The sequence below is a fragment of the Marinomonas sp. PE14-40 genome (genome assembly GCF_051623805.1).
Classification (GTDB): Bacteria; Pseudomonadota; Gammaproteobacteria; order Pseudomonadales; family Marinomonadaceae; genus Marinomonas.
Genome location: NZ_CP130700.1, coordinates 131,258 through 146,727 on the forward strand (window position 1 = coordinate 131,258; position 15,470 = coordinate 146,727).

At 41.6% G+C, this 15,470-nt stretch carries 15 protein-coding genes; 14 read left to right on the top strand and 1 reads right to left on the bottom strand.

Features of this window, described 5'->3' with window-relative positions:
• The first annotated feature begins 8 nt into the window (after positions 1 to 8).
• Positions 9 to 920 (top strand): flagellar motor protein MotB, encoded by a 912-nt coding sequence (locus Q0A08_RS00670; RefSeq protein WP_438464236.1) that lies wholly within the window; start codon positions 9 to 11, stop codon positions 918 to 920.
• A 72-nt stretch (positions 921 to 992) separates the two neighbouring features.
• Here Q0A08_RS00670 and rsgA read toward each other — a convergent pair whose 3' ends face one another.
• Positions 993 to 2,021, bottom strand: a complete 1,029-nt coding sequence (gene rsgA / locus Q0A08_RS00675) for a small ribosomal subunit biogenesis GTPase RsgA (RefSeq protein ID WP_438464237.1) — start codon at positions 2,019 to 2,021, stop codon at positions 993 to 995.
• A 74-nt stretch (positions 2,022 to 2,095) separates the two neighbouring features.
• Between rsgA and orn the strand changes: the two genes are divergently transcribed.
• The 13 genes from orn to Q0A08_RS00740 all read left to right on the top strand — a co-directional run bounded on the left by orn (position 2,096) and on the right by Q0A08_RS00740 (position 15,459).
• Entirely contained in the window at positions 2,096 to 2,647 is a 552-nt protein-coding gene (gene orn / locus Q0A08_RS00680) for an oligoribonuclease (RefSeq protein ID WP_438464238.1), read from the top strand.
• 448 nt (positions 2,648 to 3,095) lie between these two features.
• Positions 3,096 to 3,569, top strand: coding sequence for a tRNA (adenosine(37)-N6)-threonylcarbamoyltransferase complex ATPase subunit type 1 TsaE (gene tsaE, locus Q0A08_RS00685; RefSeq protein ID WP_438464239.1), 474 nt, complete (start codon positions 3,096 to 3,098; stop codon positions 3,567 to 3,569).
• 80 nt (positions 3,570 to 3,649) lie between these two features.
• Positions 3,650 to 4,981: an N-acetylmuramoyl-L-alanine amidase gene (locus tag Q0A08_RS00690; protein ID WP_438464240.1), complete on the top strand. Its 1,332-nt coding sequence runs from the start codon at positions 3,650 to 3,652 to the stop codon at positions 4,979 to 4,981.
• Positions 4,982 to 5,044: 63 nt separating this feature from the next.
• The gene (mutL, locus tag Q0A08_RS00695) at positions 5,045 to 6,958 is read left to right on the top strand and encodes a DNA mismatch repair endonuclease MutL (RefSeq protein ID WP_438464241.1); all 1,914 of its coding nucleotides are present in this window, start codon (positions 5,045 to 5,047) and stop codon (positions 6,956 to 6,958) included.
• Between the two features lie 2 nt (positions 6,959 to 6,960).
• Positions 6,961 to 7,884 (top strand): tRNA (adenosine(37)-N6)-dimethylallyltransferase MiaA, encoded by a 924-nt coding sequence (gene miaA / locus Q0A08_RS00700; RefSeq protein WP_438464242.1) that lies wholly within the window; start codon positions 6,961 to 6,963, stop codon positions 7,882 to 7,884.
• Between the two features lie 106 nt (positions 7,885 to 7,990).
• Positions 7,991 to 8,236 (top strand): RNA chaperone Hfq, encoded by a 246-nt coding sequence (hfq, locus tag Q0A08_RS00705; protein ID WP_036179762.1) that lies wholly within the window; start codon positions 7,991 to 7,993, stop codon positions 8,234 to 8,236.
• 36 nt (positions 8,237 to 8,272) lie between these two features.
• A complete protein-coding gene (gene hflX, locus Q0A08_RS00710) occupies positions 8,273 to 9,607 on the top strand; it encodes a ribosome rescue GTPase HflX (protein WP_438464243.1) in 1,335 nt (444 codons plus the stop codon).
• Between the two features lie 21 nt (positions 9,608 to 9,628).
• Positions 9,629 to 10,864, top strand: coding sequence for an FtsH protease activity modulator HflK (gene hflK / locus Q0A08_RS00715; protein ID WP_438464244.1), 1,236 nt, complete (start codon positions 9,629 to 9,631; stop codon positions 10,862 to 10,864).
• A complete protein-coding gene (gene hflC, locus Q0A08_RS00720) occupies positions 10,864 to 11,733 on the top strand; it encodes a protease modulator HflC (RefSeq protein WP_438464245.1) in 870 nt (289 codons plus the stop codon). The genes hflK and hflC overlap by 1 nt, the downstream gene beginning before the upstream one ends.
• A gap of 120 nt (positions 11,734 to 11,853) precedes the next feature.
• Positions 11,854 to 12,051: a DUF2065 domain-containing protein gene (locus Q0A08_RS00725; protein WP_438464246.1), complete on the top strand. Its 198-nt coding sequence runs from the start codon at positions 11,854 to 11,856 to the stop codon at positions 12,049 to 12,051.
• Positions 12,052 to 12,065: 14 nt separating this feature from the next.
• Positions 12,066 to 13,238: an ATP phosphoribosyltransferase regulatory subunit gene (locus Q0A08_RS00730; RefSeq protein ID WP_438464247.1), complete on the top strand. Its 1,173-nt coding sequence runs from the start codon at positions 12,066 to 12,068 to the stop codon at positions 13,236 to 13,238.
• A 37-nt stretch (positions 13,239 to 13,275) separates the two neighbouring features.
• Positions 13,276 to 14,574, top strand: a complete 1,299-nt coding sequence (locus Q0A08_RS00735) for an adenylosuccinate synthase (RefSeq protein ID WP_438464248.1) — start codon at positions 13,276 to 13,278, stop codon at positions 14,572 to 14,574.
• Positions 14,575 to 14,760: 186 nt separating this feature from the next.
• On the top strand, positions 14,761 to 15,459 hold the full coding sequence (locus tag Q0A08_RS00740) for a response regulator transcription factor (protein ID WP_438464249.1): 699 nt from the start codon (positions 14,761 to 14,763) through the stop codon (positions 15,457 to 15,459).
• Positions 15,460 to 15,470: the final 11 nt, after the last annotated feature.

The following is a 15,470-nucleotide window of genomic DNA, read 5'->3' on the forward strand; positions in this document are numbered from 1 at the left end:
GAGGGTATATGGCTGAAACATCAGGACCGATAATTCGTCGGGTTAAAAAAGTAAAAAAAGGTGGGCATCATGGCGGTGCTTGGAAGATAGCGTTAGCTGACTTTGCTTTGGCTATGATGGCTTTTTTCCTTGTTATGTGGATTATTAATGTGGCTTCCCCTGAGGAATTGTCTGCAATTCAGGGGTATTTTAATGACCCTCAAGGTGCTTCAACGGCAGGTTTTAGTAATCATCCCATTGATTTAGGTGGTAGCCCTGCTAAAAGTACTGAGAAAAAGATTGATTTAAACCTACCAGACCCTGGAAGTGTACAAAAACCGGACTCAGTTGAGGAAAGAGCCAATTCTCACCATGACCTTGTTGCAGAGCAAGAGCAGGCTGATTTGGCGGCTATGCTGGGGCAAAAGTTATCGGGTAATGAGGCTTTTGAGGCACTAAAAGAGAATTTACAAATCGAGATTACGCCAGATGGTATTCGGGTCACCTTGTTGGATAAAATAAATAAACCCATGTTTGCGGCAGGGAGTGGTCGTCTCACGCCAGATTTTGAAATTGCTTTGCTGAATATTGGTCAGGTATTGGCTGGGTTGAAAAATCGATTGGTTGTTTCTGGTCATACGGATTCATCTGCTTATTCATTTGCAGGTCTGGGTAATTGGGAATTGTCTTCAATGCGTGCAAATGAGGCGCGTCGATTGTTAAGAGAGGGAGGTACCATTGATAATCGCTTTGTTCAGGTGATGGGGTTATCAGATACGGTTCCATACAATGAAGATGAGCCGGAAGCGGGAATTAATAGAAGGATAAGTATTTTGCTCTTAACAAGTGCTGCTTATAAAAGAATGCAGGAGCGTAATCGTTTGATTTATGGTGCAGCAAGAGAGCAGGGTATCGAAATTGCGCCAGAGGCTGTTTTTTAGCCTGCTTTGATTTATTTTAATGTATTGAGGGCTTTTTGAATAAGAAGTAGCTGTTCAAAAAGCCCTTTTTTATTAAAGGTTTTCTAAAATGGAGTTTTTGATTCTTAGAAAGCTTTGATAGCGAATGTCTGATATTTTGTTTTCTTCACGTGCTTGCTGAAGTGCGCAGCCTGGCTCTTCTTTATGGGCGCAATCTCTGAAGCGGCAGTAGCCTATGTGTTCACGGAATTCGATAAAACCTTCCAATAGTTCTTCAATGCTGATGTGCCAAAGGCCAAACTCACGTATCCCTGGCGAGTCAATTAAGTCTCCGCCCTTGGGCATATGAAATAATCGCGCTGTGGTCGTGGTATGGGTGCCTTTCTTTCGTTTTTGGGACAGCTCGCCAACGGATAAATCGACGCCAGGTAGAAGGGTGTTAACTAGAGATGACTTACCGACACCAGATTGACCGACAAAAACGCTAGTCTTATCTCCTAAAAAGCCATATAGCTCATCCATGCTGTCTTTTTGCTTTGTGGATGTTCTCAAAACTTGATAGCCAAGATTTTCATATGTGCTGAGTAGATTGTTTAGACTGTCTTTGTTGCTTTCGTCGATCAGGTCAATTTTGTTTAAAAGGATTACAGGTGGGATTCCAGCTGTTTCTGCTGCGACGAGGTAGCGATCAATTAGGTTTGCATGGGCAAGTGGTTCAGCTGCCACCACCACTATAATGTGGTCGATATTTGCAGCGATAGGTTTTAAACGGCCATGCATATCTGGGCGACAAAGGTCATTGTCTCTGTCTAGTCTTGCAACAACAACACCGCCTTCTTGTTGATTGGCTCGCCAAACAACTTTATCACCAGTTACTAATTGACCAAGGTTTGCCCTTAAATTACAGCGAGTTGCGATTTTGACATCGCTTTCACTAATGCTTTCAACTTCCACCTGAGTACCAAAATGCGAAAGAATAAGGCCTTCTGTTTCTGGGCCTAAGTCAGAAGAGAGAAGTGCTTCTTCCGCTTTGGTGTTGCGCTTGTTGACACGCTTGCTGCGTTCAGCATGAATTTTTTCAATGCGCCAAGTTTGTTGTTTCGTGAGTTTTCTTTTAGACATTATCTCAAGTGGGTCCTTTATTAAGGCGCATAGAGTATAATGCTTAGCATTGAGAATAAAGGTTTGAATGCATCATGAGTTTAGATAAAGAGAATTTGGTCTGGATTGACCTAGAGATGACAGGCTTAGACCCAGATAAAAACACTATTATTGAGATTGCGACAATAGTGACAGATAAGCATTTAAATGTGCTTGCTGAGGGGCCGAATGTAGCGATTCATCAATCCCGTGACGTTATGGATGCTATGGATGAGTGGTGCACGACTCATCATGGGCAATCAGGTCTAACTCAGCGTGTCTTAGAAACTGGTATGACAATGGCACAGGCTGAGCTTGAAACGATTCAGTTTTTGGAAAAGTATGTCCCTAAAGGTGCTTCGCCTATCTGTGGTAATAGTGTGGGTCAAGATCGTCGCTTTCTTTATCGTTACATGCCAGAGCTAGAAGCTTTCTTTCATTATCGTTGTATCGATGTGAGCACTATTAAAGAGCTAACAAAGCGCTGGCAACCAGAAGTGTTAGCAGGGTTCAGTAAGAAGGGCTCTCACTTAGCAATGGATGATATTAAAGAGTCTATTGCTGAGCTTGCTTATTATAAGGCGAATGTTTTTAACTTCGATGCTTAGATCGCTGCTTGATACTGATCGTTATCAGAGGTCAGTATCAAGTTTGGCTTTTATATTTGCCTACAAAGTAGTAAATGTTTTTGAGACAAGATAGAATCGAAGGCCAGTGTTTCAAGTGATTGATTTTCTCCCGCTCTGGTAGATCAAGTTTCCCCTTTAGGTAATTTGCCCGCTTATAATAATAAATATTTCTGTCATATTTTTGTCATGTGTTTAATTTAACGTCACTGGCACTATACTTTTGTGTGAGTTGAAAAAGTTATTGTTTTGATGTGTTTGCAATTTTAGATGAACTCAAAAAATAGCACTTGCTTAAATTAGGTACTGGGCCTTGGCTAAAAAATAATGGTTTTAGCCAAGAGCGTGACAGGAAAAAAATTGATAATAAGTGTCATAGATAGAAATTAACCGAAGATAAAAAAATAGAGTTGTTTAGAAAGAGGTCGAAATGACAAAGTTGGATTATGAATTATTTGGCGAAGATGCCATGGAAATGTTTGGTGAAGAATTAGCGAAAATATTAGTGAATGTAAATTTAGTAAATCTGAATGGTAATTTGGGTATGGGTAAAACAACCTTGGTGAGAGGCTTGTTGAAAGGTCTGGGGTATCTAGGGCCTGTTAAAAGTCCAACTTATACCATCGTTGAGCCTTATGAATTAGACAGTAAAAACATTTACCACTTTGATTTGTATCGTGTCGCAGACCCAGAAGAACTAGAGTTTATGGGGATTAGAGATTATTTTGAGCAAGATAGTTTATGTCTTGTTGAGTGGCCTGAAATGGGGCAAGGGTGTTTGCCTGAAGTCGATGTGAATATTCATATTGACCTCATTAGAAATGGTAGAAAGGTGAGTTTAGAAGCGGTCAGTGAGAAAGGAAGTGATGCTTTATTAGGATTTGATCAAGACCTAGCCTGTTAAGATAAAATCAAGCCCTGCATTGAGATCGTCAAAGGCAAGCGTTATAGTGTGCTCTTAACGCTTGCAGCTGTCTGATATGTATGAAAAAAATCTACCAATTTACACTTAAATTATTCCTAATTTTCAGTCTCTTTTTTACTGTTAGTGCATTTGGTGCCATGGTAAAAGATGTTCGAATAGCTCAAGAAAATGGTCTTACAAGACTTATTTTTGATTTGTCCTCGCCTGTTTCTCATAGATTGTTTCCGCTTTCAAACCCTGATCGTGTGGTTCTCGATATTCAAGATGTTGAGTTAGCAGCTAAGCTGCAGACTAAATTGTCGAGTATTTCATCTGGTGTATTGCGAAAGTTGCGCGCCGGGAAGCGAGATGATGGTACTCGTTTTGTCTTGGACTTAAATCAAAAAGTTAAAGCAAAAAGTAGTGTGCTTGAGGCAAATGCTAAGTATGGGCCAAGAGTGATGGTTGAGCTTAGTTATGGCAAAAAAGTGAATTTAAGTGTGCCTGTTAAAACGACAAAAAATATTGCAAATGTTAAGCGTGATATTGTGATTGTGGTTGATGCTGGCCATGGTGGTAAAGACCCAGGCGCCCTTGGGCAGTATAAGGTGAGAGAGAAAGATATTGTACTTTCTATTGCGAAGGAACTAGCTCGTAAGCTGAATCGGGTGGATGGTTTTAAAGCTGTTATGACTCGCTCTAGTGATGTGTATCTTAAGTTAAGAGAAAGATCAAAAATTGCTCGAGAGGCAAACGCAGATTTATTGGTTTCAATACATGCAGACGCCTTTACAAACCCGAAGGCGAGAGGTGCATCTGTTTGGGCTTTGTCTTTAAGTGGTAAAACGAGTGAAATGGGGCGCTGGCTGGCACAGCAGGAGCAATCAGCTGAACTGGTGGGTGGGATTTCGCTAGATGATAAAGATCAATTGTTAGCGGAAGTGTTATTGGATATGTCCATGAACTCTAAGATCCAGTTTAGTCTTGATATCGGTTCTAAAGTGCTAACGCAAATGGATAAGGTTGCTCACATGCATAAAAACACTGTGCAGCAAGCTGGTTTTGTTGTGCTCAAATCGCCCGATATCCCTTCTATTTTAGTTGAGACTGGTTTTGTATCAAATTCAACGGAAGCAAAAAATTTAGGCAGTGCGGGCTATAGAAAAAAACTAGCTGCAGCCATGTCTAAAGGTATAGTGCAGGCATTTACTTCAAACCCGCCAGAAGGGTCACTTCTGTCTTGGCAACAGCATAATAAGGGTAGAGTGTCTTCCTATGTTGTGTCCAAAGGTGACACGTTATCTGAAATAGCACGTAAAAATCGTGTTTCAATTACAGCCCTTAGAAAGGCGAACACATTAAAAAATGATGTGATCTGGATTGGTCAGAAGTTGGTTATACCTGCTGGTTAAGTGCCTGATAAAATACATCAATTGCTTCATAAATATTCCTCATCAAGGGTTTTTAATTAAATCATGCAAAGAATTAATTTGTTATCCCCTCGCTTGGCCAACCAAATAGCGGCAGGTGAAGTTGTAGAACGACCAGCGTCTGTGGTTAAAGAGTTGCTAGAAAATAGTTTAGATGCAGGAGCAACTCAACTTGATGTGGAGGTTGAGCAAGGTGGTGTAAGGCAGATAAAAATTCGTGATAATGGATCGGGTATCGTCAAGGATGACTTGGCTTTAGCTCTAAGTCGCCATGCTACCAGTAAAATACATACGCTTGATGATTTAGAGGCTGTCCAGTCTTTAGGTTTTCGAGGAGAAGCCTTAGCCAGTATTAGCTCTGTTTCTCGATTGCTTTTAACTTCTAAAGCTAGAGGTGAGCAGGAAGCTTGGCGAGTTGAGGCAGAAGGTAAAGATATGGGGGCCAATGTGAGACCCGCTTCTCACCCAGATGGTACTTGTATCGAAGTTAGAGATTTATTTTTTAATACACCAGCAAGACGGAAATTTCTACGTACAGATAAAACTGAATTTAATCACTTGAGTGAGGTGGTAAAGCGTCTGGCTTTGAGTCGATATGATGTAGCGTTTCGCTTAAGTCATGATGGTAAGCAAATATATGACTTGCGAGCTGTCACTGATCAAATGCACGCTGAACATAGGTTGGCGTCTTTGCTAGGAAAAAGCTTCGTACAAAATGCTTTAGCCATCGACGTGGAAGCGGCTGGATTACGTTTGTGGGGTTGGATAGGTTTGCCAACTTTTTCACGCTCACAAGCTGACTTGCAGTACTTTTTTGTTAACGGTCGTGTCGTTAAAGATAAGCTTGTTGCTCATGCTGTGCGGCAAGCGTATAGAGATGTTTTGTATAACGGTCGGCATCCAACGTTTGTTCTATATTTAGAGTTGGATCCAGCGACAGTGGATGTAAATGTTCACCCTACCAAGCATGAAGTTAGGTTTCGTGATGGGCGTTTAGTGCATGACTTTTTATTTAGTAAGATACATAAAGTGCTTGCTGATGTGAGGCCAGAAGCTGCTGTTGATGAAGTAGTTGAGACAGCTCAAGTTGAAGAAATTACCCATCAGAACAGTCTAGCTTTGGCAAATCGCCCTACATCGCCTTCTGAGGGTGGGTTTGGGGCTGGATCTAATGCTTGGATGAGTGCCTCACCAGGAGGTCAATCTCAATCTGGTCAAATAAGTGGCCAGTTGGGTGTGATGTCGCAGATGTCTAATTTTGCCAATGAGGTATCGGCAAGTGCGCCAGCGGGGAGCGTTAATCCGCTGACAGGTGAAATTATTTCACGCCCTGAGCTCTATAAAGAGGGGGTTGAGGAAGCTGAAAGAAGTGGTATGCCGCCATTAGGTTTTGCTATCGCGCAATTGCATGGCATTTATATCCTGTCTGAAAATCAGCAGGGTTTAATTGTTGTTGATATGCATGCGGCCCACGAGCGTATTTTGTATGAAAAAATGAAGAATGCTTTTTATGCTAAGCAGATTGTATCTCAGCCTTTGTTAGTGCCTATCAATATTGCTGTCTCTCAAAGTGAGGCAGATTTAGTTGAAGAGGCTGACGATGTCTTTAACTCGTTTGGGTTACGAGTTGAACGTTCTGGGCCAGAAAGTATTATGGTGCGAGAAGTGCCTGTGATTTTGAGCCAGGGTCATGTGGAAAATTTAGTGAGAGACGTGGTGAGTGATCTTATCGTGCATGGTGCGACAGATATCTTAGAGGCTAGATCAAATGAGTTGATGGCGACTATGGCGTGTCATGGCTCTGTCAGAGCGAATAGAAAGCTTACTGTTGCAGAGATGAATAGCTTGTTAAGAGATATGGAAATTACTGAACGAAGTGGTCAATGTAATCATGGGCGTCCTACTTGGACGCAAATGACAATGTCAGAATTGGATAAATTGTTTTTAAGAGGTCGTTAGTCTTGGTTGAAGATAAGGCTCAAGTTGTTTGTTTGATGGGGCCGACAGCGGCAGGTAAAACGGGGTTGGCTGTTGAGATGGCAGACTCCCATGGGTATGAAATTATCAGTGTTGACTCTGCGTTGGTGTATCGAGGGATGGACATAGGTACGGCAAAACCTGATGCGCAAATGTTGGCAAGAGCGCCTCATAGATTGATTGATATTTTAGAGCCAGATCAAGCATATTCTGCCGCTGACTTTGTATTTGATGCAAAAAAAGAAATTGCTGACATTTTGGCGAAAGGTAAAAAGCCACTGCTGGTAGGTGGCACCATGATGTATTTTAATGCCTTGATGAAAGGGCTTGCTAAAATGCCTCAGGCTGATGCCGAGATGAGAGCTAAGATTGAAGCTGAGGCTGCTGAATATGGTTGGCCTCATTTGCACGAAGAATTGCAAAGGTTAGATCCTGAGTCTGCAAAGCGAATTCATCCGAATGATCCGCAAAGATTGCAGAGAGCAATTGAGGTTTGCAGGCTTTCTGGGCGCTCAATGACTTCTTTATGGGCTGAGCAGGCTGAAAGTGCCAATGATTATAATTATGTCAGTATTGCTGTGATGCCAAACGAACGCGCTGTTTTGCATAAGCGAATCGAACAGCGTTTTCAAATAATGATGGAGCAAGGCTTTTTGTCAGAAGTGGAGTGCTTGTTTCAGAGAGGTGATCTTAATGTAGATATGCCATCAATTCGATGTGTTGGTTATCGACAAATATGGGCGTACCTTGCTGGTGAATGTGATCTAGATGAAGCGGTTTATCGTGGTGTTGTTGCAACTCGTCAATTAGCTAAAAGGCAGGTTACTTGGCTAAGAAGTTGGGAGAATCTGCAGGTTTTTGATACTTTTGATAAAGATCTTTTGTCGAAGGCCTTGAAATACCTTTGAAGCAGGATTATATAGGGTAAACAAGAAAGAAATAATGTAGTATCTACAATATTGTTTTAATGAGGTTTAATTTGAATCTCAAGTCAATTTTTTTAAGGAGATGACAATGTCAAAAGGGCAATCACTACAAGACCCTTATCTAAATGTTTTACGTAAAGAGAGAGTGCCTGTCTCTATCTTTTTGGTAAACGGTATTAAGTTGCAAGGTCAAATTGAGTCATTTGACCAATTTGTTATCTTGCTAAAGAACACAGTGAGTCAAATGGTTTATAAACATGCGATTTCTACTGTTGTTCCTTCACGTACAATTCGTATTCCGTCTCCTGATCAGCCAGAAGATGCTGCTGAATAGTTTGTCTTGATAAAAGATAGACTGAGGTAAATAAATTTGTTTTTTGAACGTCCTGAAAGTGGCGATGTTTCTGTTTTAGTTCATATTGAGTTTCATAATGGTGAAACTCAATATGGCCCAGAAGAGTTTGTTGAGCTTGCAACCTCTGCTGGTATCGCTCCTGTTGCAGTGGTTACTGGTACTCGTCAAAAACCTGATCCGAAATTTTTTATCGGCAAAGGTAAGCTTGATGAAGTGCGAGAAATCGTTGAAAGAGAAGAAGCGCAAGTGGTTCTTTTTGATCACGCTCTTTCTCCTTCCCAAGAGAGAAACTTGGAAGAATCTTTACAATGTCGAGTATTAGATCGTACTGGTTTAATATTGGATATTTTTGCTCAACGTGCTCGAACCCATGAGGGTAAGTTGCAAGTTGAGTTGGCTCAGTTACAGCACATGGCTACCCGTCTTGTAAGAGGCTGGACTCACCTTGAAAGACAAAAAGGTGGTATTGGTGTTCGTGGTGGTCCAGGTGAAACTCAATTAGAAAGTGATAGACGTCAATTGCGTGAAAGAATTACGTCAATCCAAAAACGTCTAGATAAAGTAAGTTCTCAGCGAGATCAGAATCGCAGAGCACGTGATAGATCTGCCGTGCCAACCGTTTCTTTGGTTGGGTATACAAATGCGGGAAAGTCGACTTTATTTAACTTTATCACAGGCGCAGAAGTTTTTGCTGCTGATCAACTGTTTGCTACGCTTGACCCAACATTACGCCGATTAGATCTTGCGCAAGTGGGTGCAGTTGTTTTAGCTGATACTGTTGGTTTCATAAGGCAGTTACCGCATAAATTGATTAAAGCATTTCAGGCGACATTGAAAGAATCTTCTGAAGCAGATCTGCTTTTGCATGTTGTTGATGCAAGTGATGTGAATCGAGATGAAAATGTTGGTCATGTTAATGCGGTATTAAAAGAGATAGATGCAGATGAAATTCCTACGTTATTGATCTTTAATAAGATTGATGCTTTGTCAAATGTTGAGCCTAGAATTGATCGAAATGAGGATGGTCTCCCATATCGAGTTTGGTTGTCAGCAAAAGATGGCACAGGAATTGATTTGTTGCGTCAAGCTATAGCTGAAGTGCTAGCTATAGATGTTATTCGTGAGACTTTGGTGTTACCTGCAAGTGCAGGACGGCTGAGAGCGATGTTATTTGAGCAGGGAGCAGTTTTATCTGAGACTTATGATGATGCTGGATCTTCTGTGTTAAAAATTTGCATCCCTAAAAATGATTATTTAACAATTTTGGCGAATGCCGGTGTTAAGCCCGAAAGTGGTCTTTCTGCTTTTATGCAGGATAGGCAAGAGCTTGATCCTTGGCTTTTAGATTAATTTTTGTAGTGGAGATTTAGTATGGCCTGGAATGAACCGGGTAATAACGACAATGACCCATGGAATCCAGATAAGAACAAAAATTCTGGAAATGGTCGACCTGATGATAACGGTCAAGGTGAAAACGATCCTTGGGGTCGTAAAGGTCGAAATGATCAAGGGCCACCTGACTTAGATGAAGCCTTTCGTAAACTTATGGATATGATAGGTGTAAAAGGTAATAAAGGTGGTGGTTCCGGCGGCTCGGGTGGCGGTGGTTTGGGTGGCAAAATGAGCGGCGGTTTACTTGCTGTTGGTGTTGTCGCTGTTACTGCGCTTTGGGGTGCTTCTGGTATCTATCAGGTGGATCAGCAGGAGCGAGGTGTTGTGCTTCGTTTAGGTAAGTATCATGAAACTGTGATGCCTGGCTTGCATTGGAATCCACCGTTAATTGATAGCGTGCAGAGTGAGAATGTTACTAAGGTACGTTCACATGATCACAAAGCATTAATGTTGACTGAAGATGAGGCCATCGTAGAGGTGGGTCTATCTGTGCAATATTTGGTGCAGAATCCTAAAGACTTCTTGCTTAATGTGCGTGATCCAGAAAGCAGCTTGTCTCAAGCTACGGAAAGTGCTCTTCGTCATGTTGTGGGTAGTTCTGAAATGGATCAGATTTTGACTGAAGGTCGTGAGCTTTTGGCTCAGGATGTGAAGGCAAGATTGCAAAGATACATTGATGACTATGGAACGGGGCTCCTGATTTCCCAAGTTAACGTTGAAAATGTGCAAGCGCCTCAACAGGTTCAGGCCGCATTTGATGATGTTATCAAGGCGAAGGAAGATGAGCAGCGAGTTCGAAATGAAGCTGAGTCTTATGCTAATGGCGTGATTCCTGAAGCTCGTGGTCGTGCGCAGCGTATCCGTGAAGAGGCTGAAGCTTACCGTTCTGAGGTGGTTGCAAGAGCTGAAGGTCAGGCTGATCGTTTTGATCGTTTGTACCAAGAGTATGTTAAGGCTCCAGAAGTAACTCGTCGTCGTTTGTATATTGAAACGGTTGAGGATGTTTACGGTAACGCGAACAAAGTGGTTGTTGATGTTGAGGGGGGGAATAATATGATGTATTTACCTCTTGATAAGATTATCACTGAACGCAAAAACGTAACTTCATCTGGAGTTGCAAGTTATGATAACTCAAACATTAGTGATCTAACTGATCAGGTGTTGGATGAGATTAGAAAACGTCAAGGTGTGACACGTAGAGAGGGCCGCAACTAATGAAAGGTTTATCATTTGTCGCTTTATTCGTAGTGGTGTTAGGTGTTTTTGTTGCCTCACAAACACTTTATGTTGTCAAAGAAACTGAGCGTGCAGTTGTATTGAAGTTTGGTGAAATTGTCGATAATGACGTTGCGCCAGGTATTCATTTTAAAATACCTGTAATGAACGAAATTAAAAAGTTCGACGCGCGTATTTTAACGCTTGATTCACGACCTCAGCGCTATTTAACGCTAGAGAAAAAAGCTGTAATCGTTGATTCTTATGTGAAATGGCGTATTGAGTCAGTTGATAAGTTCTACACAGCAACGTCTGGTGATGAAATTAATGCTAACCGTGTATTGACCTCTTTAGTTGATACTGGTCTTCGTAATCAGTTTGGTGAGCGTACCATGCACGAAGTTGTATCTGGTCAGCGTGATAGCTTGATGACTGAGTTGCGTGACAACTTAAACGAAGTGGCTAAAGCGCAATTAGGTATTGCAGTGATCGATATACGTGTTAAGCGTATAGATCTACCACCAGATGTTTCTGAGTCAGTTTATCAGCGTATGAGAACTGAGCGTGAGCGAGAAGCTCGTGAGCACAGATCTAAAGGTTTGGAGCTTGCAGAGGGTATTCGTGCTGATGCAGATAGACAAAAAGTGGTATTGGAAGCCGAAGCTTTCCGTGATTCAGAAATGATTCGTGGTGATGGTGATGCGAATGCTGCTGGTATCTATTCTAATGTATATACGCAAGATCCTGAATTTTACGAATTTTATCGTAGTTTGCAGGCTTATCGTGAAAGCTTAGGTAGTCAAGGTGATATATTTGTCTTGAAACCAGATAGTGAATTCTTTAAATACCTAAATCAAGCGGCGCAGTAAAAGAACTCGCTTATTGCTGAGTTTCCTGTTTGAAGGTCTGTTTGTTCAAATGGGAAACATGGTATGATTACAAAAACCGGGGCTAACCCGGTTTTTTAATGGTTGTAATAAAGAGAATCTATGCAGGAATTGTTGCAGTCGCTACTCGTGGGAGCCAGTTTGTTGTTAATCGCAGAAGGTATTTTACCTTTTCTAGCGCCAAAGATATGGCGAGATATAATGACAAAAGCAATCGCAAGTTCAGATTTGAATCTACGAATTTTAGGTGCTGTTAGTATGTTTCTTGGTCTAGTGTTGCTTTATTTTATCCGTAGCTAAGAGGAATGATGTTAATGACAGACCGTTGGTTGCTTCCTGAGGGAGTTGATGAGGCTTTACCTGAACAAGCTGAAAAAATTGAACAGCTTAGAAGAGTATTGCTTAATCTTCATGGTCGTTGGGGGTATGATTTAGTAATCCCTCCTTTACTTGAGTATTTAGATTCTTTACTAACTGGTGCTGGCTCTGACTTAGAGCTTGAAACCTTTAAAGTGATTGATCAGTTGTCTGGTAGGCTCATGGGTATTCGTGCTGATTTTACATCGCAAGTCGCAAGAATTGATGCGCGCGGTATTAAAGAGCAAGGTGTCCAGCGTTTGAGTTACTGTGGCAGTGTTTTGAGAACTATTCCAGCTGGTCTAGATGGTAGTCGTAGCCCGATTCAAATGGGTGCTGAGCTATATGGACATGGTGGCGTTGAAAGTGACATTGAGATTTTGTCTTTGATGCTTGAAACGCTTGAAGTGGCAGGTATTGAGTCTCTAGTTTTAGATTTAGGTCATGTTGATATTGTTCGCGGTGTTATTGAAGTAAGTTCTCTAGATGATAGAGAGAAAGAAAAGCTTGCTGATTTCTATCGCTCTAAAGCATTACCTGAGCTAGAGAGTTTTGTGAATTCACTTGATGTTAGCCAACAACAAAAAACTTGGTTGATAGCCTTGCCCCGTTTATGTGGTGGTGAAGAGGTGCTTGATAAGGCTCAGTCTATTTTCGCGGATGCGGGTGAAAAAGTTGCGGATGCTCTAGCGAGCTTGTTGGCAATAAAAACACAGATTCAAACGCGCTTTCCAAATGTGGGTTTGCACTTTGATTTAAGTGATTTGGTGTCTTATAGCTATCACACAGGGCTTGTTTTTGCGGCCTATGTTCCTGGTTTTGGTAACGCGATTGCGCGTGGTGGTCGTTATAATAACATAGGTGAAGTTTTTGGTCGTTCTCGACCGGCGACTGGCTTCAGTACGGATTTGAAAACCTTAGTATCTCTTGCTGACGTTAAGGTTGAAAAGGCAAAGAGAGTTTTGGTGCCAGTGGCGCAAGATTTATCTTTGTGGCAAGCGATTCAAGCTTTGCGAGCACAGAATTATCAAGTAGTTGAACAGTTAACCGATCTGGATAGCCTAGTCGACTACGATTATACCTTGGCTCAAGTCCAGGGTGAATGGCAGCTTGTCGCTGCAACTAAATAACACTTTTTGTTGAACTATCTATATGAGACCTGAAATTATGGGTAAAAACGTAGTAATTCTAGGCACCCAATGGGGTGATGAGGGTAAAGGGAAGGTCGTTGACCTACTTACTGAAGATGTGGCAGCGGTTGTTCGCTTTCAAGGTGGACATAACGCAGGTCATACCCTAGTTATCGACGGAAAGAAAACCGTGCTTCATTTAATACCATCAGGTATTTTGCGTGATGGTGTTCAGTGTGTAATTGGTAATGGCGTTGTTTTGTCTCCTGCTGCATTACTGAAAGAAGTAAAAGAGCTTGAAGAGCAATCTATTCCTGCGGTTGAGCGTTTAAAAATTAGTGAAGCTTGTCCGCTTATCTTGTCTTACCATATTGCTATGGATCAGGCGCGTGAAGTGGCTAAGGGTGCTAAGAAAATTGGTACGACAGGTCGTGGTATTGGGCCAGCTTACGAAGATAAAGTAGCTCGTCGCGCAATCCGTGTAGCAGACTTGCTGGATAGCGAGCGTTTTGCAGAGAAGCTAAAAGAAGTTCTAGATTACTACAACTTTGTTTTGGTTAACTATTATAAGGCTGATGAGATCTCATTTGATGAGGTTTATGAAGAAGGTCTGAAAATGGCTGAATTCTTGCGTCCAATGGTTGCTGATACAATTTCTCTACTGCATGATTTACGCCGCTCAGGTGCGAACATCATGTTTGAAGGTGCGCAAGGGTCTTTGCTTGATATCGATCATGGTACTTATCCTTATGTAACATCTTCTAATACGACTGCCGGTGGTGCACCAGCAGGAACTGGTTTTGGTCCTTTGTATTTGGACTATGTACTAGGTATTACCAAAGCGTATACAACGCGTGTTGGTTCTGGTCCTTTCCCAACAGAGCTTTTCTGTGAAGATGGTGCAAGACTTGCTGAACGTGGTCATGAGTTTGGAGCAACGACAGGTCGTGCGCGCCGTTGTGGTTGGTTTGATGCTGTTGCATTGCGTCATGCGGTTCAAATTAACTCTGTGTCTGGCATCTGCTTAACTAAACTTGATGTGCTTGATGGTTCAGAAACAATTAAAGTGTGTGTTTCTTATGCTGACGAGAATGGACAAGCAGTTGCTGGTTCTTTAGTTGACAGTGAAGGTTACGAGAAAGCTAAGCCAGTTTATGTTGAGCTTCCTGGTTGGGCTGAGTCAACTGTCGGTGCTCCTGACTTTGATTCTTTACCTGCGAATGCGCAAGCTTATATCCGCTTTGTTGAAGAGCAAGTGGGTGTGCCAATTGATATCGTTTCAACTGGCCCTGATCGCAAAGAGACTATTGTTTTGCGTGATCCTTTTAAAGCTTAAATTAAGCTTAATGATAAAAAAGCCGACTTGTCGGCTTTTTTATTGTCTAAAATTTACCTTGATGTATTGTAAATAAATCGAAAATGGCACAGGTATTGTGCAACGGGTAGGGTAAAATTTTGTCACTGATGTCGTTGCTTGTTTATTTGTGATGCTGGTTGTTTATTGATAGTTAAGGGGTAGAGAATGGTTAAGCTTCTTTTGGCGGATGATGATGCTCGTCTTTCTGATTTGATTAAGGAGTATTTTTCAGGTGAAGGGTATGAGGTGTTGCATGCTTGGAATGGTGTGGAGGCTTTAGATATTTTAGCAAAGCAGTCACCTGATCTTATTATTCTTGATGTCATGATGCCGGAGCTGGATGGATTCGAAACGCTTAAAATGGTCAGGGCAAAAAGCAAAGTGCCTGTCATTATGTTAACAGCTAAGGGCGATGATATTGATCGTATCTTAGGGTTAGAGATGGGGGCGGATGATTACTTGTCTAAGCCATTTAATCCTAGAGAGCTTTTGGCGAGAATTAAGGCAATCTTGAGAAGAGCAATTAATGATAAGGAAGAAGATTTAGCTGCTGATCTTGAGTCTGGGAACTTGTTGCTACAAAGGAAAGATAGGAGTGTGTACTTAGATGGTGAATTAATAGAATTGACCACTTCTGAATATACGTTATTGGAATGTATGTTAAGCCTGCCTGGGCAAGTGCTAACTAAGCAGGAGTTATCTGAGAAAGCGTTGGGTCGAAAGTTGACTATGTATGATCGTAGTCTTGATATGCATATTAGTAACTTACGTAAAAAGGTTGGCGTGTTATTAAATGGCGAGCCTAGAATTAAAACGGTCCGCGGTGTGGGTTATATCTTTGTTGATCAAGATATGCGTAAATAATTAGAATGAGA